The sequence below is a fragment of the Rhodococcoides fascians A25f genome (assembly GCF_000760935.2).
In the GTDB taxonomy this organism is placed as follows: domain Bacteria; phylum Actinomycetota; class Actinomycetes; order Mycobacteriales; family Mycobacteriaceae; genus Rhodococcoides.
The window spans coordinates 3199643-3220541 of the sequence record NZ_CP049744.1 but is presented as its reverse complement, the minus strand read 5'-3'; the positions used below and the strand labels follow the sequence as shown (position 1 = coordinate 3220541).

The following is a 20899-nucleotide window of genomic DNA, read 5'->3' as shown; positions in this document are numbered from 1 at the left end:
TCAGTCGGAATCGGCGGGGGAGTGGGGTCGCAGAACGTCGTCGGCCGGGATCGACAACGGAATCTCCAGAAGTCGTTCCGGCCAACTCGGGTACGCGGGTCTGATCCACACTCGGTTGTCGTCGAGTTGCGTCATCAACACCCGACGCCACTGCCAATCATCTTGCGGCGTGAGGAGATCGGTCTCGAGCTGCAGAGGCAGCGGGGCTTTCGTCCAGTGCGGCAACGACAGTGATGCCAGTCCGCGTTCTTCCAGGGCGGCAATCGCGTCCTCCAACGACACACCCTGGGCAACAGTGATTCCCACCGGATTGACGGCATCGACCAGGTATCCCTCGTCGTGTTCGTCGCGCGGAGTCGATCCACTCGAGCTGTGTGCGACAGTCCACCCGATCACCTCGCCGTCCGAGGCTCGCTTCACCGGCAATCTGCTACGCCACCGTTCGATATCCACTGTCCCTAGATTACGCGGCCCCGAGGATGCCCGGCTCGATGTAGTGAGTTCGGTGAAGAAACTATCTCCGATTGTGAGCAGGCAGGGCGGTGCCCGTGTTTGACTGCAAGGGATAGTTGATATTTGTACCGCTCTCGATACCAAGGGATTTCGATGACCCTCCCCATTCTCGACCGCTCCAGAATTGTTGCTACGCCCGAGTGGAGTCGCTGGTTGATACCGCCGGCAGCACTGTCGATCCACCTCGCGATCGGGTCTGCGTACGCGTGGAGCGTATTCAAGAACGCCATCTCACAGCCCGATGCCCTGGGACTCAGCGGAACCGTCACCGCCATACCGTTTCAGCTCGCCATCGTGATGCTCGGCCTGTCGGCCGCGATCTTCGGCACCAGAGTGGAGAAGAACGGTCCGCGCTGGGCGATGGCCGTTTCGCTGGTCTTCTTCGTATCCGGACTGCTCATTTCCGCACTCGGCATGGCACTCGGCCAGTTCTGGCTGGTGATATTCGGGTACGGGTTCGTCGGCGGTATCGGCCTCGGAATCGGATACATCTCGCCCGTGTCGACGCTGATGAAGTGGTTCCCGGACAGGCCGGGAATGGCCACCGGTATCGCCATCATGGGCTTCGGCGGCGGTGCACTCATCGCGTCACCCCTCACCAGCCAACTGATGGTGAACTTCGGCGGCTTCACCGATGGTTCGATAGCCAAGACGTTCCTGACGCTCGGCGTCGGGTACGCGGTGTTCATGGCGCTGGGGGTCGTTCTCATTCGAGTGCCGGCCGAAGGATGGACACCGGCCGGATGGACGCCGCCGGCGTCGTCGGCGATGATTTCCACGCACAACGTGTCGGCCGCGAACGCCGTCAAGACTCCGCAGTTCTGGTTGTTGTGGGTTGTGCTGTGTTTCAACGTCACTGCCGGTATCGGAATCCTCGAGCGAGGCTCGGGTATCTATCAGGACTTCTTTCCCGACGCCACCTCGCCCGAGTCTCTCGCCGCTGCGGCTGCAGGGTTCGTTGCCTTCCTCTCGCTGACGAACATGATCGGACGATTCGTCTGGTCGTCGGTCTCCGATGCGGTGGGCCGCAAGAACATCTACCGGATGTACTTGGGCGTCGGCGCGTTGCTCTACCTGTACATCGCACTGTTCACCAATACGAACAAGATCCTCTTCATGGTGTCGGCACTGCTGATCCTGTCGTTCTACGGCGCGGGATTCGCAACCGTTCCGGCCTACCTCAAGGACCTGTTCGGCACGTACCAGGTGGGCGCAATCCACGGACGACTGCTCACCGCATGGTCGGTAGCAGGTGTTCTCGGGCCATTGATCGTCAACGCCATCGCCGACGCCGGAGAGTCGGGAACCACCGGCCGGTACCTCCCGGCCTTCTACGTGATGATCGGATTGTTGGTCGTCGGGTTCCTGGCGAACGAAGCCATCAAACCGGTGGCGTCGAAATTCCACGAATCCGACTCGGCTGCGCCCGCCGATTCGACGACCTCGACAGGAGCCAAGGCATGACCACCGCGCGAATGCAGGGAACGATGGTGATCGCATGGCTGTGGGTGTCCGTGCCGTTCGCCTACGGACTGTACGAGTTGATCCTCAAAGCGAAGAATCTCTTCAGCACCTGACCCACCGTGTCGGTGGGTCGTGACAGGGTGGCCCGATGCGAGACATGAGCGCTGCAATGGCGCGACGCACTGCTTTGGCCGCCCAAGGTCTGGCTTCGCGTCGTAGCAGGAGCGCCCCGGCCGGCCGAGCGGCAGTACACGCCGCGATCGACACCACCGGGTTGTTGCAGATCGACTCGGTGTCGGTGGTGGTGCGCGCGCATTACGCGCCGGTGTTCAGCCGCGTCGGCGCCTATGACAGAAAGATCGTCGACGACGCCGCGTGGACCGACACCACCCGACGCCCCAGGCGGTTGGTCGAGTACTGGGCGCACGAGGCAGCGTTGCTGCCGGTGGAGGACTGGCCGCTGATGCGGTGGCGCATGGAGTTGTATCGACACGGTCGATGGGGCGGAGCCGCCCGCATTCTCGACCGTGAACCGACGTTGGTGGACGATGTTCTCGCCGTGATCGGAGAGCACGGCGCGGCCAGCGCGGGTGAGATAGAGAAGCATCTGGACGTCGAGAAGCCCGGGCGAAAAGGTCCCTGGTGGGATCGAAGCGATGTCAAGGTCGTCTGCGAGCAACTCTTCGCTGCCGGCGTGGTGAGCGTGCCTGCGCGGTCCGGGTTCGTGCGGCAGTACGAACTCAGCGAACGGGTGCTCCCGGATTCCGTGCTGCGCAGGCGCGTCGAAGAGTCCGATGCGGTGCGGGCGCTGATCGAAAAGTCCTCTTGCGCACTGGGAATCGGTACCGAGCCGGACCTGCGAGATTACTATCGGCTCTCCCAGAAGCAGTCCAAGGCCGCGATCGCCGACCTGGTCGAGGACGGCGTTCTCGAGCAGGTGTCGGTCCGAGGGTGGAATGCGCAGGCCTACATGCATCGAGACGCCAGAACACCCCGAACCGCAACCGCGGCCGCCCTGTTGTGCCCGTTCGATCCGATGATCTTCTTCAGGCCTCGGGTGGAGCGGATCTTCGGGTTTCACTACCGCATCGAGATCTACACCCCGCAGCACAAGCGGATTCACGGCTACTACGTTTTTCCCTTCTTGCTCGACGGCCACTTGGTGGCACGCGTCGACCTGAAAGCGGTGCGAGCGCAATCCGAACTGCACGTCATTGCGGCCTACGTCGAGGGGGACCGCGACGCCCGCGACATTGCTCCACGACTGCGGGACGTTCTCCGCGAGATGGCAGACTGGCTCGAACTCGAACGAGTGGTGGTGGGGGAGCGCGGCGACCTCGTGGCAGCGTTGCGCTGAATTCTGCCGACGTGCGCGTTCTGCCGAAGTGCACGTCGGCAGGATCGGTGCCACTATTTCCACTGTGACTTCGCGCCGGACAGATACCGCCACCGAACTTCCACCCCAGGTCGTCGTGCTGTTCGGGGCGACAGGAGACCTGGCCAAGCGAAAACTCCTGTCCGGAATGATGCACCTGGCATTGTCAGAGCTCGCACCGAACATCCGCGTCGTCGGCACATCGCTCGAAGAGATGTCGACCGACGAATTCCGCGCTCTCGCTCGCGAATCGATCAACACCCACTCGAGTCGCAAAGTGGGCGACGAGCAATGGAGTCGTTTTGCCTCGCGACTGACCTACGTGTCGCAGAAGGCAGGACCGGCGGCGCTGGGAGAGGCTGTGGCCGAGGCCGAGATCGAACTGGGAGGAAGCGCCAAACGGCTGCACTACCTGTCCGTTCCACCGAGAGCTGCACTCGCAGTGGTCGATACGCTCGCATCGGCAGATCTGGTGAAGCGTTCCCGGATCATCATGGAGAAGCCGTTCGGCACCGACCTCGAGAGCGCGATCGCCTTGAATGCACGGGTGCACGAAACGTTCGACGAGGACCAGATCTTTCGGATCGACCACTTTCTCGGGAAGGAACCGGCGCAGAACATCCTGGCGTTTCGTTTCGCCAACGGGTTGTTCGAGCCGATCTGGAACCGCAACTTCATCGATCACGTGCAGATCGACATACCGGAGAAGCTCGCCCTCGACGGTCGAGCAGGGTTCTACGAGTCCACCGGCGCGTACAAGGACATGGTGGTCACCCATCTGTTCCAGGTCCTGGCCTTCATGGCGATGGAACCGCCGACGGCACTCGAGCCCCGCGCGATCAGTGAAGAGAAGAACAAGGTCTTCCGATCGATGGTGCCGCTGGACCCGAAAAACGTTGTGAGAGGGCAGTATACGGGATATCGATCGGAGGAAGGCGTAGCGCCCGATTCCGACACGGACACGTTCGTGGCACTCAAATGCGAAATCGACAACTGGCGCTGGGCCGGTGTGCCGTTCTACCTCCGTAGCGGGAAACGTCTCGCCGAAGGCCAACGCATCATCTCGATAGCGTTCCGCGAGCCACCGAAGAGCATGTTCCCTGCCGGGTCCGGGGTCGGCGCTCAAGGCCCGGATCATCTGACCTTCGACCTGGCGGACGCATCCAAGGTTTCGCTGTCGTTCTACGGCAAGCGGCCCGGGCCAGGGATGCGCCTGGACAAACTCAGCATGCAGTTCGCCATTCACGAAACCGAACGCGCCGGCGACGTACTCGAGGCCTACGAGCGGTTGATCCTCGACGCCATGTACGGAGACCACACACTCTTCACCACTGCCGAGGGCATCGAACGACTGTGGCAGGTATCGGAGCCGTTGCTGGCGGATCCACCTCCGGTGCGCCTGTACTCGCCGGGATCGTGGGGCCCCAACGCAATTCATCAACTCATCGCGCCGCACGCCTGGCGGCTCCCGTTCGAGCGGGAGTGGCGCGAGAAGAAGTAGCGCCCCTCAGTTGTTCCAGCCGCGATCCTTGCGCATCTGATCACGCAGAGCGCCCTGAACCGCTTGCGACAACCACGAATTGAGAGATACACCGCTGTTGTTGGCGGCATCCTCGGCGCGTTCCTTGATCTGTTCGACCAGCCGAAGCGTCACTCGTCGTACTTCGCCGGAGACGTCGTCCATCGTCGGGTAGTCCTCGGCTTCGGGTGCGTCGGTTACGCCCATGTCCACAATCGGGATGTCGCGTCGTACATCGGCGTGCGCCCGGGGGCCGTCGAGGCGGACGGTGACGGTGTGACCGTCCAGCTCGTTCGACACCTCGGCCGCGAAATCCGACAGCGCGGTGAGCAACATCAATCTGGCCGAGGCCTCCGCGGTCTTTCCGAGTGCCTCCGCCGTCTGCCGGGTGTGTTCGTCTCCCAGGGCGGCAGCCGCAAGAAGATCGGTGCGTAGCGACTCGGTGTACTTGTCCAATTCCATGACGCCAGTGTGACGTCATTGATGACGTCAGTCAAGGCGCTACAGTGGCGTCGTTCGATCCGTGATGACGTCACGCGTCGCCGAATGCGGTGGTCCGCACTTAGTGTTGTGCGGTGTCATCAGAAATCGAACGTAGAGCGGTGCCCCGAACGGTCGCGTTGAAAGTGCAACTCGTTGCTCGGACCGAATTCGTCCCCCCGGCCGACATCCCGTGGGACACCGACGCGGACGGCGGACAGGCTCTGGTCGAGTTCGCCGGACGTGCGTGCTACCAAAGTTGGTCCAAACCCAATCCCCGGACCGCCACCAATGCGTCGTACCTGCGCCATCTGCTCGACGTGGGGCACCTCTCGGTGCTCGAGCACGCAAGCGTGAGCTTCTACATCACCGGTATCTCCCGGTCGTGCACACACGAGCTCATTCGCCACCGGCACTTCTCCTACTCGCAGCTCTCGCAGCGTTTCGTTCCCGAGCACGACGCCAATGTCGTTCTGCCGCCCGCGATCGAGGGGGACCCCGAGCTCGAAGCACTGTTCGCGACCGCGACGGAAGCCAGTCGCGCGGCGTACACCGAGCTGCTCGGTGCCCTGGAGGGCAAGTTGGAGTCGGTCACCAATGCCGCGCTGCGCGGCAAGCAGGCGCGGCAGGCAGCGAGATCGGTACTGCCGAACGCGACCGAGACACGCGTGGTGGTGAGCGGAAACTACCGCGCATGGCGTCATTTCGTGTCGATGCGTGCCTCGGAGCATGCGGACGTCGAAATTCGCCGCGTCGCCGTCGAATGTCTGCGTAAGCTCGTGTCAGTGGCTCCGGACGTGTTCGGTGACTTCGAGATCTCGACGTTGCCGGACGGTACGGAAGTGGCCCGCAGCCCGTTCGTGACCGAGGTGTAGCGGCAAGGTTCGGATCGGGTCGGAACCGGGTACACCCGCCTGGGTGTCAGCGGGGAGTCCCGCTGCGCGAGAGTGGGCAAAGCACCGGGTAATCTGCTGCCATGACCTACGGTGACGCCGCTCCTTCCGTTGCGCCTGTGTTCGGTACGGTGCTCACCGCCATGGTGACCCCGTTCACGGCGGACGGTAAGTTGGATATCGACGCAGGCGTTCGGCTGGCACATCACCTCGTCGAGCAAGGCAACGATGGACTGGTTCTGGCCGGCACGACGGGCGAATCGCCCACCACCACCGAGAACGAGAAGCTCGAGCTGTTGCGCGCCGTGATCGCCGCGGTGGGTCATCGAGCTCGCATCATCGCTGGAGCCGGGAGCAACGACACAGCGCACAGTGTCGAATTGGCCCGCGATGCCGCTCGTGCGGGTGCGCACGGTCTCCTCGTCGTCACCCCGTATTACTCGCGGCCTCCTCAGGCCGGGTTGTACGCCCACTTCACCGCGGTCGCGAACGCAACCGACCTGCCCGTGATGCTCTACGACATCCCTCCCCGCTCCGTCGTGCCCATCGAGACCGAGACATTGCGCCGACTCGCCGAGCACCCCCGGATTCTCGCGGTCAAGGACGCCAAGGGAGATCTGAACGCAGGCGCGGAACTGATCGCCTCGACAGGCCTGCAGTTCTATTCCGGCGACGATCCACTGAACCTTCCCTGGCTCTCGGTCGGGGCGACGGGCTTCGTCAGTGTCATCGGCCACCTCGTTCCCGCTCGCCTCCGCGAACTGCACACCGCCTTCATGATGGGTGACATCGCGCGGGCGCAGGCGATCAACGTCAGCCTCATTCCGGTCATTCGCTCGGTCGCACGCCTCGGCGGCGTCAGCGCCTCGAAGGCCGGCCTCCGCCTCATCGGAATCGATGTCGGCGAACCACGACTTCCCCAGGTGCCACCGAGCATCGATCACATCGAATTGCTCGCAGCAGAGCTGCGGGCGGCAGGAGTTCTTGTATGACACGACCTAACCGATCGCGCGGACGCGCAACCCGAAACGCCGGACCGCCGTCCGAGCGGCCGGCCCCCACACAGGGCCGGCCGTCAGGTGCCCGGCAGGGCAAGCCGATGGTGCAGAACTCGGCGCGCACTCAGCGTCCCGACACGCGCCGCGAGTTCGATCCGACGCAACGCCTCGGAACTCCGCCCAAGGCACCGTTCAAGGGCCTGCGTGTGGTTGCGCTGGGTGGCATCGGCGAAATCGGTCGCAACATGACGGTGTTCGAGCACCAGGGCAAGATGCTGATCATCGACTGCGGCGTGCTCTTTCCCGAGGACCAGCAGCCGGGTGTCGACCTGATCCTGCCCGATTTCCGGCACATCGAGAACCGCATGGCCGACGTCGAGGCAGTAGTTCTGACGCACGGTCACGAGGACCACATCGGAGCTGTCCCGTTCCTGCTTCGTCTGCGCCCTGACCTGCCCGTCGTCGGATCCAAGTTCACCCTCGCGCTCGTCGCGGCCAAGTGCCGTGAGCATCGGTTGCGTCCGAACCTCGTCGAGGTCATCGAGGGTCAGCACACGCAGCACGGCCCGTTCGACTGCGAGTACTTCGCGGTGAACCACTCGATTCCCGATGCGCTTGCCATTGCCATCAGGACCGATGCCGGTCTGGTGCTGCACACGGGTGACATCAAGCTCGATCAGCTGCCGCTCGACGGGCGCCTGACCGACCTGGCCGGCTTCTCGCGGCTCGGCGACGAGGGCGTCGACCTGTTTCTGGTCGACTCCACCAATGCCGAGGTGCCCGGATTCGTCACCCCGGAACGTGAGATCGGCGGCGTACTCGACACCGTCATCGGCAAGGCGAAGCAGCGCGTCATCGTCGCGTCGTTCGCCAGTCACGTGCACCGCATCCAGCAGGTCATCGACGTCGCCGAGCGGTACAACCGTCGCGTCGCGTTCGTCGGACGCTCGATGGTCCGCAACATGCAGATCGCCCAGGATCTGGGTTATCTGCGGGTGCCCGACGGCCTCGAGGTCAATGTCGACACTGCCGCAACACTTCCCGACGATCGGTTGGTGCTCATCTCCACCGGCTCGCAGGGTGAGCCGCTGTCGGCGCTGTCCCGGATGGCTCGGGGCGAGCACCGTCAGATCAACGTCAAGGCCAACGATCTCGTGGTGCTGGCGTCCTCGCTCATCCCCGGCAACGAGAACTCGGTGTTCGCTGTGGTCAACGGCCTCGCCAAGCGTGGTGCCACCGTCGTGACGCAGCAGAACGCGAAGGTTCACGTCTCGGGCCACGCCTCGGCGGGTGAGCTGCTGTACCTGTACAACGCGGTACGGCCCACCAATGCCATGCCGGTGCACGGCGAGTGGCGTCATCTGCGCGCCAATGCGGCGCTGGCCAAGGCGACGGGTGTACCCGAAGACCGTGTGGTGCTGGCCGAGGACGGCGTGGTGGTCGACATGGTCGACGGGCTCGCCGAGATCGTCGGGCAGGTTCCGGTCGGTCACGTGTACGTCGACGGCCTCTCGGTCGGTGACGTCGGCGATTCGACGCTGTCGGATCGTCTCGTACTGGGCGAGGGCGGCTTCATCGCGATCAGCGTTGCCGTCGATTCGGCCACCGGCCGTGCGGTGACCGCGCCCGAGGTGTCCGGTCGCGGCTTCTCCGACGATCCGGCCGCACTCAAGGAAGCCGGTCAACTCGTCGAGTCGGAGTTGCAGCGTCTGGCGTCCGACGGCGTGTCCGATACGCACCGCATCGCGCAGGCCGTGCGCCGTGTCGTCGGTCGGTGGGTAGCGGACAAGTACCGGCGCAAGCCGATGATCGTTCCGACGATCATCGCGGTCAAGCCGCAAACGCAGTCCTAGGGAGCGAACGCAGTCCTAGGGGTCAGACGAGCAGTCGCCATACGCCGATGAGGCCGAGGACGACGATGGCACCGCGTAGGGCCGCCGGCGACAGCCGGCGGCCGTACCGGGCTCCGACGGAACCGCCGATCAGCGATCCGACGGCGATCAGACCGGCGGCCTGCCAACTGATGTCGTCGAATCGAAAGATCGTGAAAGCAACTGCGGCAACGATGTTCACCACGAGCGACAGCAAGTTCTTGGCTGCATTCATCCGCTGCATCGTCTCGGGGAGCAGGGCTCCCATAACGCCGATGAGCAGAATTCCCTGTGCTGCAGTGAAATAGCCGCCGTAGACGCCGACCAGCAGAGTGCCGATGGTGACCAGTGCCATTCGGCCGCGACCGATCTGGTTCGCCGCCTTGCCCGCCGCCTCCGATCGCCGTTTGGCCCAGGCTTGGATTTTCGGTTGTGCGACAACGAGAATCAACGCACCGATGAGCAGTACCGGAACCACAGAGGCGAATACTTTTTCCGGTAGGTGCAGCAGGAGCCATGCTCCACCGAGCGCTCCGAGGAAAGACGCGGGCAATTGCCAGCGCAGTCGATGCCACTGTCCGCGCAGTTCTCGGCGATACCCCCACGTCCCCGAGACGCTTCCCGCCACCAATCCGATGGCGTTGGACATCGTGGCGACCACCGGGGGATACCCGAACGCGACCAGCGTCGGAAACGTGATCAGCGTTCCGGAACCGACGACGGCGTTGATGGCACCGGCACCGAGGCCGGCGAGCAGGATGACGAGAATTTCCGATACCGGCACTGTTGGGAGGTTACCCAGACAAAGGATGGGATCCCGCGGCAGGATGCCGCTGGTTCCGTCTGGCCGTAGCCTGGAGCGCGTGAGCCTTGCCCAGGACGAACGTTCCCAACTTGTTCAGACCCTTCTCGACGTGGGTCCCGACGCGCCGACGCTGTGCGGTGAATGGACTGCGGCCGATCTGGCCGCCCACCTCGTCGTCCGCGAACGAAGGCTCGACGCGTCGCCGGGCATCCTCCTGCCGCCGCTCGCCGGCTACACCGAGCGGGTTCAGCGTTCCGTCGCGAATCGACCGTTCGCGGCCGTGGTCGAGGACGTTCGCACCGGGCCGCCGATGTGGTCGCCGTTCGCTCTGCTGGATCCGCTGATCAACCTCGGCGAGATGTTCGTCCACCACGAGGATCTACGCCGTGCCACCGGGAGTTGGACGCGACGGGTACTGCCGGTCGCGGTGGAGAAGCGACTGTGGCCGCAGGTTCGGTTCATCGGACGAGCAGGGCACCGCTCGGCGACGATTCCGGTGCATGCTCGCACTCCGGACGGCCGTGCTGCCACGTTCAAGGGTGGCTCCGGCGCCGGTGTGACCGTGGTGGGGGAGCCGTCCGAACTACTTCTCTACGCGTTCGGCCGAGACCAGCTGGAGGTCGAGTTCGAGGGTTCGGCGGGCGACATCGCTGCAGTGAAAGCGCTCGATCTGAGCTTCTGACGCACATCCTGTCCGCTGTTACTGGTGTTGCGGATGGTTTCGACGGGGCTGTTGCGACTAGCCTGGGTGCATGGCAGGAAAGACCAGCACCTCCACCGCCAGGGCCGGATCCAGCGGATCCGGATCTTCGCGCGCGTCCGGCACCGCTCGTAAGTCCGGCACCGGTCGCACGGCGCGCACCGTCACGACGCCGAAGAAGCCCACCGCGCCGCGCAACCCGGCGACCACTCGGGCGAGTGCGTCGTCTCGCGGCAAGGGACCTGCGAGAGGAGCAGCGTCACGGCGTCCGCCCACCAAGAAGAAGTCACGCGGTGCGCTCGACGCGATCGGCCGCGGAATCGCGTCCACATGGTCGATGGCGGCACGAGGTGTCGGTGCCACCACCAGGACGGTCGGCAAGGCCGCCGACATCGAGCACGGACACCGCCGGGACGGCATCGCTCTGGGGCTGATTGCCGTCAGCGTTGTCGTTGCCGCGAGCGTGTGGTTCAGTGCCGGGGGACCCGTCGGTGAATGGATCGAGGTGGGCATCCGCGCCGTCATCGGTGAGGCCGGTTATGTTGCACCCGTTCTCGGTATCGGCATCGCGGTCGTTCTGATGCGGTCCGAACCTCGTCCCGAGGTGCGGCCTCGGCTGGTTCTGGGCTCGATTCTTCTCGGCCTCCCGATCCTCGGCCTGTGGCACATGGCCGCCGGCTCGCCGACCGACGCCGCCGGCCGGTCCGAGGGTGCGGGCTTCGTCGGGTACGTGGCGGGCGGTCCGATCGCCGACGGCCTCACCGTCTGGTTGGCCGTGCCTCTGCTTCTGCTTGCCGGCCTGTTCGGAGTGCTGCTGCTCACCGGTACCACCGTGCGCGACGTACCGGACCGCATGCGTGCGCTGTTCGGCACCGACAGTCGGGGTGACGAATACGAGGACTACGACCCGGCCGACTTCGGTTCCGAATTCGGAGACGAGGGCTACGGCGACTACGACTCCAACTTCGATGCCGACGGCTATCCGGTCCACGGCGGCGCAGACCCGTACGACAACTATCCGACCGAGGAGTACATCCCGGTCGCGAAGCCGCCGCGCGCCCGTAAGACCCCGGCCCCGGAGGCCGCCACCGAGGTCATCACGCCTGCAGCTGCCGCAGTGCCGGTACCCGACGCGCCTGCCGCTCCTGCGCGGCCGAAGCCCAAGCCGATCGTCAAGGCGGCCGAACCGAAGCAGGCAGCCGAGGACGACAAGATCGTCGTCGATCGCGTCGTCGATGGGGATTACACGCTGCCGTCGTTGTCGCTGCTCATCGACGGCGACCCGCCCAAGACGCGGAGCCAGGCCAACGACGCCATGATCGAGGCCATCTCGGAGGTGCTCGAGCAGTTCAAGATCGACGCCGCGGTCACCGGATTCACGCGTGGCCCGACGGTTACCCGCTACGAAGTCGAACTCGGACCGGGTGTGAAGGTCGAGAAGATCACCGCGCTCGCCCGCAACATCGCGTACGCGGTCGCGACCGACAACGTACGTCTGCTCGCACCGATCCCCGGCAAATCCGCGGTCGGTATCGAGGTACCGAACTCGGACCGTGAGATGGTGCGACTGGCCGACGTGCTGACCGCGCCGTCGACGCGTAAGGATCACCATCCGCTGGTGATCGGCCTCGGCAAGGACATCGAAGGCGATTTCGTCAGTGCCAACCTCGCGAAGATGCCTCACTTGCTGGTGGCCGGATCCACCGGTTCCGGTAAGTCGAGCTTCGTGAACTCGATGCTGGTGTCATTGCTCGCGCGGGCGACGCCGGAAGAGGTTCGGATGATCCTGATCGACCCGAAGATGGTGGAGCTGACGCCGTACGAGGGCATTCCGCACCTCATCACCCCGATCATCACGCAGCCCAAGAAAGCTGCCGCAGCGCTGGCCTGGCTCGTCGAGGAGATGGAGCAGCGCTACCAGGACATGCAGATCAACAAGGTCCGCCACATCGACGACTTCAACAAGAAGGTCCGTTCGGGCGAGATCACCGCACCCCTGGGCAGTGAACGCGTCTACCGGCCCTACCCGTACATCCTCGCGATCGTCGACGAGCTCGCCGACCTGATGATGACCGCCCCGCGCGACGTCGAGGAAGCGATCGTGCGGATCACGCAGAAGGCCCGCGCCGCCGGGATCCACCTGGTGCTCGCCACCCAGCGACCCTCGGTCGACGTCGTGACCGGTCTGATCAAGACGAACGTCCCGTCGCGTCTTGCCTTCGCGACATCGTCGTTGACGGACTCCCGAGTCATCCTGGACCAACCGGGTGCCGAGAAGCTGATCGGTATGGGCGACGCACTGTTCCTGCCGATGGGTGCGGGCAAGCCGACACGTCTGCAGGGTGCGTTCATCACCGACGAGGAAATCGCGGCGGTCGTCGACTTCGCCAAGAACCAGGCCGAGCCGGAGTACAACGACACCGTCACCGCAGCGAAGGTCTCGGACAAGAAGGATGTCGACCCCGATATCGGCGACGACCTCGACGTACTGTTGCAGGCGGTCGAACTCGTCGTGACCAGCCAGTTCGGTTCGACGTCGATGCTGCAGCGCAAACTACGCGTCGGCTTCGCCAAGGCCGGGCGCTTGATGGACCTGATGGAGAACCGCGGAGTGGTGGGACCGAGCGAGGGATCGAAGGCTCGCGAAGTGCTCGTCAAACCGGACGAGCTCGACGGTCTGCTGTGGTCGATCAAGGGTGGCGATCCGGACGAGCAGCCGGCGTCGGACGAATTCTGACGCTCCCCGTTCGCGTGAATGAACCACTGCAGCCGTCTGGGCCGTGCAGTGGTCCATTCACGTGGGCCGAGTGAGCAGGGCGATCAGGACGTGAAAGTGCCCATGACCGGAGTCCATTCGTCGAACGTTGCCGACTCGATCAGGTTCTCGATCGCAAACGGATCCTGCGCGAAGAGTGTTTCGACGGTCGCGGAGTCCGGCCCCTCGACCAGCAACAGTGCCCCGCTGCCGTCGGCGTAGGGGCCACTCGAGACCAGCGTCTTCTGCTCGAGCAGTTCGGCCAGCCAAGCACGGTGGGCTGCGCGATGGGTGTCGCGGCCGTCCGTGGTGGTGGGGGAGTAGGTGTAGCTGACGGCGATGAGGGGCATTGCGCTCTCTTCCGGATTCGGGGGTTGTCCCGAGAATTCTGTCAGAGGGACAGCAGCATTCGAGTGTTGCCCAGAGTGTTCGGCTTGACGTAGCTCAGGTCCAGGAATTCCGCCACGCCGGTGTCGTACGACCGGCACATCTCCGCGTAGACCTCGGCGGTGACGGGGGTTCCGTCGATTTCGGCGAATCCGTGCCGAGAGAAGAAGTCCACCTCGAACGTCAACACGAACACTTTCTGCAACGCCAGATCACGCGCGACCTCGACGAGTTTGGCGACGATGAGATGCCCGGCACCGTGTCCTTTCGCAGCGGGATCGACTGCCACTGTTCGTACCTCGCCGAGATCGGCCCAGAGCACGTGCAGTGCCCCGCACCCGATGACCTCGCCGTCACGTTCGGCGACCCAGAATTCCTGTACGGCTTCGTAGAGCGTGACGAGGTTCTTCTCGAGCAGAATCCGGCCGGCGTAGATGTCGATCAGGCGCTTGATCTCGGGAATGTCCGAGGTCCTGGCACGACGCACGGTAAGGGTGCCGACGTGTGCGGAGTGGCGGTCCGTGGTCTCGGAATGTGCGTCGGATTCGGGATTTGCGGTGTCGCGACTCGCCCGATTCGGCCCAGAAGTCATGGGGTGAACAGTAGTCAGTACCGCAACCGATAAACTTTTCGTGTGTCGTTCAGTGAGCTGTGTCCCCGTCTCGGCGGGTGGACGCTGCGCGAGGGTGGACCTGCCGCCGGATTCGACACTGTCGGCTCGCGAGTTCGACGATGACCGAGCCCGTTGCGCCTGATCAGGGCGTCCCGTCGAGTAGTGGTGAGGCAAACGGTCGTGCCCCGGTCAGCGGTGTCTCCCGCGCCGTGAGTGGTGCGCGCAGCACGGATTTGCCACATGGCAACGCAGCCCCCGGTGGGACCGACGAGGTGCCGTTGCTCAACATCGCCAACATCTTGACGGTTCTTCGAATCGCGTTGGTCCCGGTGTTCCTCGCGGCGTTGTTCGTCGGTGACGGCCACGACACCACCTGGCGCCTGACAGCCACCGCGGTCTTCGCTGTTGCCGCCATCACCGACCGGATCGACGGCCAGGTGGCACGCAAGTACGGTCTGGTCACCGATTTCGGAAAGATGGCAGACCCCATCGCAGACAAGGCTCTGATCGGTGCCGCGCTCGTCGGTCTGTCGATGTTGGGCGATCTGTCCTGGTGGGTGACCGTGATCATCGGGGTGCGGGAAATCGGCATCACTGCGGTGCGCTTCGCAGTCATCCGGCACGGCGTGATCCCCGCCGGTCGTGGCGGAAAGGTCAAAACTCTGGTGCAGACATTCGCCATCGGGGTGTACCTGTGCCCGCTGCCGAGTGCGGTCGATCCGGTCGCGATGGCGCTGATGGCTCTCGCGGTTCTGCTGACCGTCTACACCGGTATCGATTACGTGGTGCAGGCCGTTCGGCTGCGCCGAGGAGTGTCCGCCTCGTGAACGCGTCGGCGGGTTACAGTCTTGGCAAACGTGTCGGAGGTGCTTCGACGCGTGTTGGAGTGAACGGGCATATAGGGTCGGGAACCAATCGGACCGACTGGGACGTTGAACATCATGACGGCTCCGGACGAACGAGATATGAACGTTGTCGTCTCGACGGCTCGGCCGTCGGCACGGACACCAACGAGGAGGAGCGAGATGGCGCTGCTATTGCGTGAAGCACTCGGCGACAGTCTGCGGCGTACTCGCGTCGCACAGAGCCGAACCCTGCGTGAAGTCTCGAATACTGCACGCGTGAGCCTGGGGTATCTCTCCGAGGTGGAACGTGGCCGTAAGGAGGCGTCGAGCGAACTGCTCGCCGCGATCTGCGATGCCCTCGCCGTCCCGCTCTCGGATGTCATGAGCGATGTCAGCGTGACACTGTCCGACGCGTCCGTCGCAGCCGCTCGACTCGACGAGGCGGCCGTCGCCACTCGCATCGACGGCGATACCCGCGTCGTGATTCCCGCACCTGCTGCCAGAGCTCTCGCTGCCGCCTAAGATCGGAAAAGTACTCCGTTTCCACTCCTGACCCAGACCAGACACCCGACTTTTTCAGCACGGACAGGTTCATTCCGGTCACTGCGAGAGCAGCCGACCCGTACGCGGCCACCGCGGCGCAACAGATGGAGGCAGGACCACCCCATGGCTAATCCTTTCGTCAAGGCCTGGAAATACATGATGGCGCTCTTCAATTCCAAGATCGACGAGAAGGCCGACCCCAAGGTTCAGATTCAGCAGGCGATCGAAGATGCGCAGCGGCAGCATCAGGCTCTGTCCCAGCAAGCTGCGTCCGTCATCGGTAATCAGCGTCAGCTCGAGATGAAGCTCAGCCGGCAGCTGGACGAGGTCGAGAAGCTCAACGCGAACGCTCGGCAGGCAGTCACGCTGGCAGATCAGGCCGCCACAGCGGGCGATATCGAGAAGGCCACGCAGTACACCAATGCTGCCGAGGCGTTCGCCGCTCAGCTGGTGACCGCCGAGCAGAGCGTCGAGGACCTCAAGGTTCTGCACGATCAGTCATTGCAGGCTGCTACTCAGGCCAAGAAGGCCGTCGAGCAGAACGCAATGGCACTGCAGTCCAAGGTCGCCGAACGCACTAAGCTGCTCAGCCAGCTCGAGCAGGCGAAGATGCAGGAGAAGGTCAGCGAATCGCTGCGCTCGATGGACAGCACGCTGTCCGCTCCAGGTAACACTCCGAGCCTGGACGCTGTTCGCGACAAGATCGAGCGACGCTACGCCGATGCTCTCGGTTCGGCCGAGTTGGCTCAGAACACCGTCTCGGGTCGCATGCTCGAGGTCCAGCAGGCTTCGGTGCAGATGGCGGGCCACAGCCGGCTCGAGCAAATTCGCGCGTCCATGGCGGGCGACTCGCTGCCGTCCGGCGATTCTGCTGCTGCCAAGCCGTCGATCGCCAAGTCCCCGAACGCAACGCCCGAGCCTCCGGCCCAGGCGTGATCGTCCGGACGAACACGCCTGTCGACTGACACCACTCTCGGCATGGGTAGGAAAGAACACGAATCGGGCCGGTCGCGTAAGCGGCCGGCCGTTTCGCTCGATCGGGGCTCCATCACCGCGGCGGTAGCGGAGTCGGGCGCGGTGGTGCGGTCTCTGGCGGAATCGGCGCGCACTGTCGGTACGTCCGTGTTCGATGCTGCCGGACGTCGAAAAGACCCTCGGGCCAAGCATCTGAAGAAGATTCGTCGAGCCAGACGACGAGGAATCCGGTTCGGAGCCGCCTCCAGCACGACGGCAGCGGGAACTGCAGGACTGGCTGTGCTGTCTGCACCGGAGTGGTCGCTGTTCGTCGGCGGCGGAGGTGCCGCGCTCATGGCCGTTCCGGCTGTGTTCGCGGTCACCCGGCTCCGCCGGCTGCGATCCCAGCCCGTACCCGTAGGGATACCGGCCAGGCGCACGTTGCCTCAGCGCGGATCTGCCGCATACGAACCGATGGCGCGGCTGGCCGGAGCCGAGAAGAGTCTGTTCGAGCTGTTGGGAATTCTGGCGAGATCCGAGACGATCGGGACCGACGAGGTGGAAGAGACGATCGGTGTGGCCTCGGACGCTGCCCAGGGCCTCGAGGGTGTCGCCGTCGACATCGCCGCTCTGGAACGAGCAGGGGCAGCCAGCTTCGCCACACGTGAACATCTGCGCATCGGAATAGATTCGGCTGCAGCCGACCTCGCGGCCGGAGTCGATCAATACGAACAACTGGTCGCGGCCGCGGCACGCATGACCGGGCCGGCTGCATTCACATCGACGACCGTTGTGGACGTCCACCGCCGCGAGCTCGAGTCGGCCACCGACCGATTGCAAGGATGGGCCGAGGCACTCACCGAGATCGATCGGATTCGGGCGCGGCACCGCTGACACAATTCAGGGTTCACCCCGATGTGCTCGGAGCGCACCGATGTCAAGATCGACGTACGCGACACGACACGGTGCGCGTCGATACGGTTGGAGTTCCACATGTTCTGGAAAGTGCTCGGATTCATCGTCCTGGTCTGGATCGCACTCGCGCTGCTCGGCACCATCATCAAGGGTGTTTTCTGGCTGGTTGTGGCCGGTGCGATCGTGTTGGGACTGGTGTGGCTGTACAAAGCGATCTCGTCGAACGACGACCACCCTTCGCTCAAGTTCTGACTCGTCCGTCCCTCAACCTCCCGACGAGCGATTCCGGGCTACGAACACCCGTAGAGCACCCGGTACGGTCTGCACTGTGACCGGAAGGTCGCCGACGCGTTCACCGTCCGCATATGCGACGATTCCCTCGCACCTGAGGGTGACCCGTTCCGACGTGTAGGTGTCGACCTCGGGGAGATCGATGTGCGTTCCCCGGTAGAGGGTAGGCGACATCCTGAGAAGTCGAGTTCGGCTCACTCCCCGCACGACGGTGATGTCGAGCAGTCCGTCGTCCACTCGAGCCGCGGGGCATATCTCCATCCCGCCGCCGTAACAGCTGCCGTTTCCGACGGCGACCAGTGTGGCGTCGACCCGAAGTTCGGCATCGTCCAATTCCAAGACGTACGAAAGTTTTTCGAGCGTGGCCAACTGCAGAATCATGGCTGCGTTGTAGCGCAGGGGACCGCCGAACCATCCAAGTCGACCGGCTCTCTCGGTGACCAGGGAATCGAAACCACTGGACAAGACAGTTGCAAACCACCGGTCACCGACTCGACCCAAATCGATCGTTCGCGTGAGATCGTCGGCGACGACGTCAGCTGCCCGGACTGCATCGCCCCGAGGTATCCCCAGAACGCGGGCCAGATCGTTTCCGGTGCCCGCAGGTATCAGACCCAACGGGGTGTCGGTGCCGGCGAGTACCTGGATCACGAGATTGACCAGCCCGTCGCCGCCGACCGCGACCACGGCATCCGTTCCGCTGTCGACGGCTCTGTTCAACAATGCCAACGCGTCTCCCGGGGTGCGGCCTTCGATGGCCGTGACGTGAATTTCGCGTTCGCGGAGTCGTGCCACGGCACGCCGACCGGTATGCGCTGCGCGCCCACCACCGGCCGTCGGATTGGTCAGCACTGTTACCGATCGGGTCATGGTCGTCCGGATTCGTCGGTCACGTCGATCAGCTTGCCAGGGTTGACGATTGCCGTGTCGGTGACCGGCGCTATTCCCCGTCGTCTCTCTTCGGCGTAGATTGCCGATTCGTGCTCTCGCTGAATCGAGGACCGAATGTGACCGAAGCCGTGAGGTACAGTAACGAAATTAGTTGATGCGGCCCGTGGTACTGATCTTCGGCCCATAGTGTGAAGGGTGGCACGTGACCGAGCGACCGGTGTCGAGTCCTGCCTCGTCTCAGTCCACGCATCCGTGCGAGACGGATGCGCCCGAGAAGTCGATCGAAGACTCCGTCCTCGATGCGGCCCGATCGTGCATCCTCGAGCATGGTGTCCGGCGCACCACCCTGGCCGAGATCGCCCGACGAGCCGAGGTCAGCAGACCTACTGTCTACCGGAGGTGGACGGATACCCGGGCAGTGGTGTCCAGCCTGCTCACCCGCGAGATCAGCGCACTCATACCGAGCTTCGACGCGACCGCGTCCGGTCGAGAGCAGATCGTGTCCGCTGTGGGCGAGGCTGCCGATCGGATCCGAATCCACCCGCTGTTCGTGAAGATTCTGCGTTCCGATTCCGATGTGCTCGCTACGTACATCCTGCATCGGCTCGGTACCAGTCAGTCGTTGATCATCGATACTCTGACGTCGTTGGTGGTTGTGGGACAACGTGATTCGTCGATTCGCCCCGGGGATCCCACGACGTTGGCAACGATGTTGCTGTTGATGGTGCAGTCGGCTGTCCAGTCCGCCGAGATGGTGTCCGAGCGCATCCCCGGTGCCGAGGTGATGCACCAGATGGCGTATGCGGTCGATGCCTATCTGCGTCCCCGGAGTGCGTGACGGGATTTCGTTGACCTGTAGTGATCTCGACACGCGTCGAGCTCGTGGAGTCGGGTGTGGCACGCTGGGCCGATGCGAGTTGCAGTGGTGGCCGGGCCCGATCCGGGGCATGCGTTTCCGGCCATTGCCCTGTCTCTGTTGTTTCGTCGGGCCGGTGACGAACCGGTCCTGTTCACCGGAAGTCGTTGGGTGCCCGACGCCCGTGCGCTCGGGCTTCGGGCATTCCCGTTGGGCGGACTGACACCGCGACCGGAGGACGACGATCTGGACGCCGGACAGCGTATCCACTCTCGCGCGGCGTTCGTCTCCACCGAATTGTTGCCCGACCTCGAGCGGGAGAACGTCGATCTCGTGGTGTCCGACATCCTGACCGCAGGAGGCGGCATGGCTGCCGAGCGGCTCGGTACACCCTGGGTCGAGCTCTCGCCCCATCCTCTGTATTCACCCTCGAAAGGGTTGCCGCCCATCGGAAGTGGCTTGGCTCCCGGCACCGGTCTTCGTGGCAGGCTGCGCGATACCGTGATGCGCGCGCTGACGGCACGCTCGATCGCGCAGGGGCGGACTCAACGCTCCCTCGCCAGGGCGAGCATCGGGCTACCCGCCCGGGATCCGGGCCCGAGTGCTCGTCTGATTGCCACCATTCCCGCGTTGGAGGTGGAGCGTCCCGACTGGCCCGGGGACGCGCACGTGATCGGTCCGTTGCTGTGGGAGCCGACCGACGATCTGCTCGAGCTGCCGGACGGCGAATCCCCTTTGGTGATGGTCGCCCCGTCGACGGCGTTCACCGGTGCCGAGGGAATGCTCGAGATGGCGTTGAAAGGGTTGGACGGCACCGGGGTTCGGGTCGTGGCGTCGGTTCTCGACGGGGTCCCCGATGTACTGCCGAACTGGGCGAATGCGGGCCTCGGTCGGCAGGACGAGCTTCTGCGTCACGCCGATGTGGTGGTGTGCGGTGGTGGTCATGGCATGTTGGCCAAAGCTCTCATTCACGGAGTTCCGGTGGTGACCGTGCCCGGTGGCGGTGATCAGTGGGAACTGGCGAATCGGGCCGCGCGGCAGGGGAGTGCCGTGATCGTGCGACCCCCTACGGCAACGTCGATCGCCGGCGCGGTGGCCGACGTTCTCGCCGATCCGCGATTTGCCCGGGCCGCCGCCGTGGCGGCGGCAGGCGCGAAGTCCGTCGAAGATCCGGTGACGGTATGCCACGAGGTCCTCGCCCGGAACGCGCGAGGGACGGGACGTTAGGGTT

The 20899-nt window shown here is 64.3% G+C and carries 22 protein-coding genes; 16 read left to right on the top strand and 6 right to left on the bottom strand.

Annotation, left to right across the window (positions count from 1 at the left end):
* Entirely contained in the window at window positions 1-453 is a 453-nt protein-coding gene (locus tag BH93_RS15125) for a hypothetical protein (RefSeq protein WP_052058487.1), read from the bottom strand.
* 153 nt (window positions 454-606) lie between these two features.
* Between BH93_RS15125 and BH93_RS15120 the strand changes: the two genes are divergently transcribed.
* The 4 genes from BH93_RS15120 (at window position 607) to zwf (ending at window position 4853) form a co-directional block, all read left to right on the top strand.
* Window positions 607-1977, top strand: coding sequence for an OFA family MFS transporter (locus tag BH93_RS15120; RefSeq protein WP_037173949.1), 1371 nt, complete (start codon window positions 607-609; stop codon window positions 1975-1977).
* Complete coding sequence (locus BH93_RS28365) at window positions 1974-2090, top strand: MFS transporter small subunit (protein ID WP_420030340.1); 117 nt, start codon at window positions 1974-1976, stop codon at window positions 2088-2090. The genes BH93_RS15120 and BH93_RS28365 overlap by 4 nt, the downstream gene beginning before the upstream one ends.
* A gap of 35 nt (window positions 2091-2125) precedes the next feature.
* On the top strand, window positions 2126-3334 hold the full coding sequence (locus BH93_RS15115) for a winged helix-turn-helix domain-containing protein (protein WP_037173946.1): 1209 nt from the start codon (window positions 2126-2128) through the stop codon (window positions 3332-3334).
* 64 nt (window positions 3335-3398) lie between these two features.
* The gene (gene zwf / locus BH93_RS15110; RefSeq protein WP_032403260.1) at window positions 3399-4853 is read left to right on the top strand and encodes a glucose-6-phosphate dehydrogenase; all 1455 of its coding nucleotides are present in this window, start codon (window positions 3399-3401) and stop codon (window positions 4851-4853) included.
* A gap of 6 nt (window positions 4854-4859) precedes the next feature.
* On the opposite strand, the gene BH93_RS15105 is transcribed toward zwf, so the two are convergent.
* Complete coding sequence (locus BH93_RS15105; RefSeq protein WP_032403261.1) at window positions 4860-5333, bottom strand: hypothetical protein; 474 nt, start codon at window positions 5331-5333, stop codon at window positions 4860-4862.
* A 140-nt stretch (window positions 5334-5473) separates the two neighbouring features.
* Between BH93_RS15105 and thyX the strand changes: the two genes are divergently transcribed.
* From thyX to BH93_RS15090, 3 genes are all read left to right on the top strand, one after another.
* A complete protein-coding gene (thyX, locus tag BH93_RS15100) occupies window positions 5474-6226 on the top strand; it encodes an FAD-dependent thymidylate synthase (RefSeq protein WP_032377139.1) in 753 nt (250 codons plus the stop codon).
* 101 nt (window positions 6227-6327) lie between these two features.
* A complete protein-coding gene (gene dapA / locus BH93_RS15095; protein ID WP_032377140.1) occupies window positions 6328-7236 on the top strand; it encodes a 4-hydroxy-tetrahydrodipicolinate synthase in 909 nt (302 codons plus the stop codon).
* Window positions 7237-7343: 107 nt separating this feature from the next.
* Window positions 7344-9095, top strand: a complete 1752-nt coding sequence (locus BH93_RS15090; protein WP_032377141.1) for a ribonuclease J — start codon at window positions 7344-7346, stop codon at window positions 9093-9095.
* Between the two features lie 22 nt (window positions 9096-9117).
* On the opposite strand, the gene BH93_RS15085 is transcribed toward BH93_RS15090, so the two are convergent.
* Entirely contained in the window at window positions 9118-9897 is a 780-nt protein-coding gene (locus tag BH93_RS15085) for a sulfite exporter TauE/SafE family protein (RefSeq protein WP_037173944.1), read from the bottom strand.
* A 79-nt stretch (window positions 9898-9976) separates the two neighbouring features.
* Between BH93_RS15085 and BH93_RS15080 the strand changes: the two genes are divergently transcribed.
* Together BH93_RS15080 and BH93_RS15075 are read left to right on the top strand one after the other, a co-directional pair.
* On the top strand, window positions 9977-10600 hold the full coding sequence (locus BH93_RS15080; protein ID WP_094618792.1) for a TIGR03085 family metal-binding protein: 624 nt from the start codon (window positions 9977-9979) through the stop codon (window positions 10598-10600).
* A 70-nt stretch (window positions 10601-10670) separates the two neighbouring features.
* Window positions 10671-13355, top strand: coding sequence for a DNA translocase FtsK (locus BH93_RS15075; RefSeq protein ID WP_197914405.1), 2685 nt, complete (start codon window positions 10671-10673; stop codon window positions 13353-13355).
* 83 nt (window positions 13356-13438) lie between these two features.
* On the opposite strand, the gene BH93_RS15070 is transcribed toward BH93_RS15075, so the two are convergent.
* Complete coding sequence (locus BH93_RS15070) at window positions 13439-13723, bottom strand: YciI family protein (protein ID WP_037173942.1); 285 nt, start codon at window positions 13721-13723, stop codon at window positions 13439-13441.
* A gap of 41 nt (window positions 13724-13764) precedes the next feature.
* A complete protein-coding gene (locus tag BH93_RS15065) occupies window positions 13765-14352 on the bottom strand; it encodes an amino-acid N-acetyltransferase (RefSeq protein ID WP_230592483.1) in 588 nt (195 codons plus the stop codon).
* A 140-nt stretch (window positions 14353-14492) separates the two neighbouring features.
* Here BH93_RS15065 and pgsA point away from each other — a divergent pair, with 140 nt between their 5' ends.
* The 5 genes from pgsA to BH93_RS15040 all read left to right on the top strand — a co-directional run bounded on the left by pgsA (window position 14493) and on the right by BH93_RS15040 (window position 17882).
* On the top strand, window positions 14493-15200 hold the full coding sequence (gene pgsA / locus BH93_RS15060) for a CDP-diacylglycerol--glycerol-3-phosphate 3-phosphatidyltransferase (protein ID WP_080734410.1): 708 nt from the start codon (window positions 14493-14495) through the stop codon (window positions 15198-15200).
* A gap of 198 nt (window positions 15201-15398) precedes the next feature.
* Complete coding sequence (locus BH93_RS15055) at window positions 15399-15740, top strand: helix-turn-helix domain-containing protein (protein ID WP_032403266.1); 342 nt, start codon at window positions 15399-15401, stop codon at window positions 15738-15740.
* A 144-nt stretch (window positions 15741-15884) separates the two neighbouring features.
* Entirely contained in the window at window positions 15885-16697 is an 813-nt protein-coding gene (locus BH93_RS15050) for a PspA/IM30 family protein (RefSeq protein WP_032377147.1), read from the top strand.
* 42 nt (window positions 16698-16739) lie between these two features.
* Complete coding sequence (pspM, locus tag BH93_RS15045) at window positions 16740-17609, top strand: phage shock envelope stress response protein PspM (protein WP_242458985.1); 870 nt, start codon at window positions 16740-16742, stop codon at window positions 17607-17609.
* Between the two features lie 99 nt (window positions 17610-17708).
* A complete protein-coding gene (locus BH93_RS15040) occupies window positions 17709-17882 on the top strand; it encodes a hypothetical protein (RefSeq protein ID WP_032378230.1) in 174 nt (57 codons plus the stop codon).
* 12 nt (window positions 17883-17894) lie between these two features.
* Here the strand turns inward: BH93_RS15040 and BH93_RS15035 are convergent, their stop codons facing one another.
* On the bottom strand, window positions 17895-18791 hold the full coding sequence (locus BH93_RS15035; protein ID WP_032377148.1) for a diacylglycerol kinase: 897 nt from the start codon (window positions 18789-18791) through the stop codon (window positions 17895-17897).
* 238 nt (window positions 18792-19029) lie between these two features.
* Here BH93_RS15035 and BH93_RS15030 point away from each other — a divergent pair, with 238 nt between their 5' ends.
* Both BH93_RS15030 and BH93_RS15025 read left to right on the top strand, forming a co-directional pair.
* Entirely contained in the window at window positions 19030-19650 is a 621-nt protein-coding gene (locus BH93_RS15030; RefSeq protein ID WP_052065154.1) for a TetR/AcrR family transcriptional regulator, read from the top strand.
* A 72-nt stretch (window positions 19651-19722) separates the two neighbouring features.
* A complete protein-coding gene (locus BH93_RS15025; protein WP_037173940.1) occupies window positions 19723-20895 on the top strand; it encodes a glycosyltransferase in 1173 nt (390 codons plus the stop codon).
* Window positions 20896-20899 lie beyond the last annotated feature (4 nt).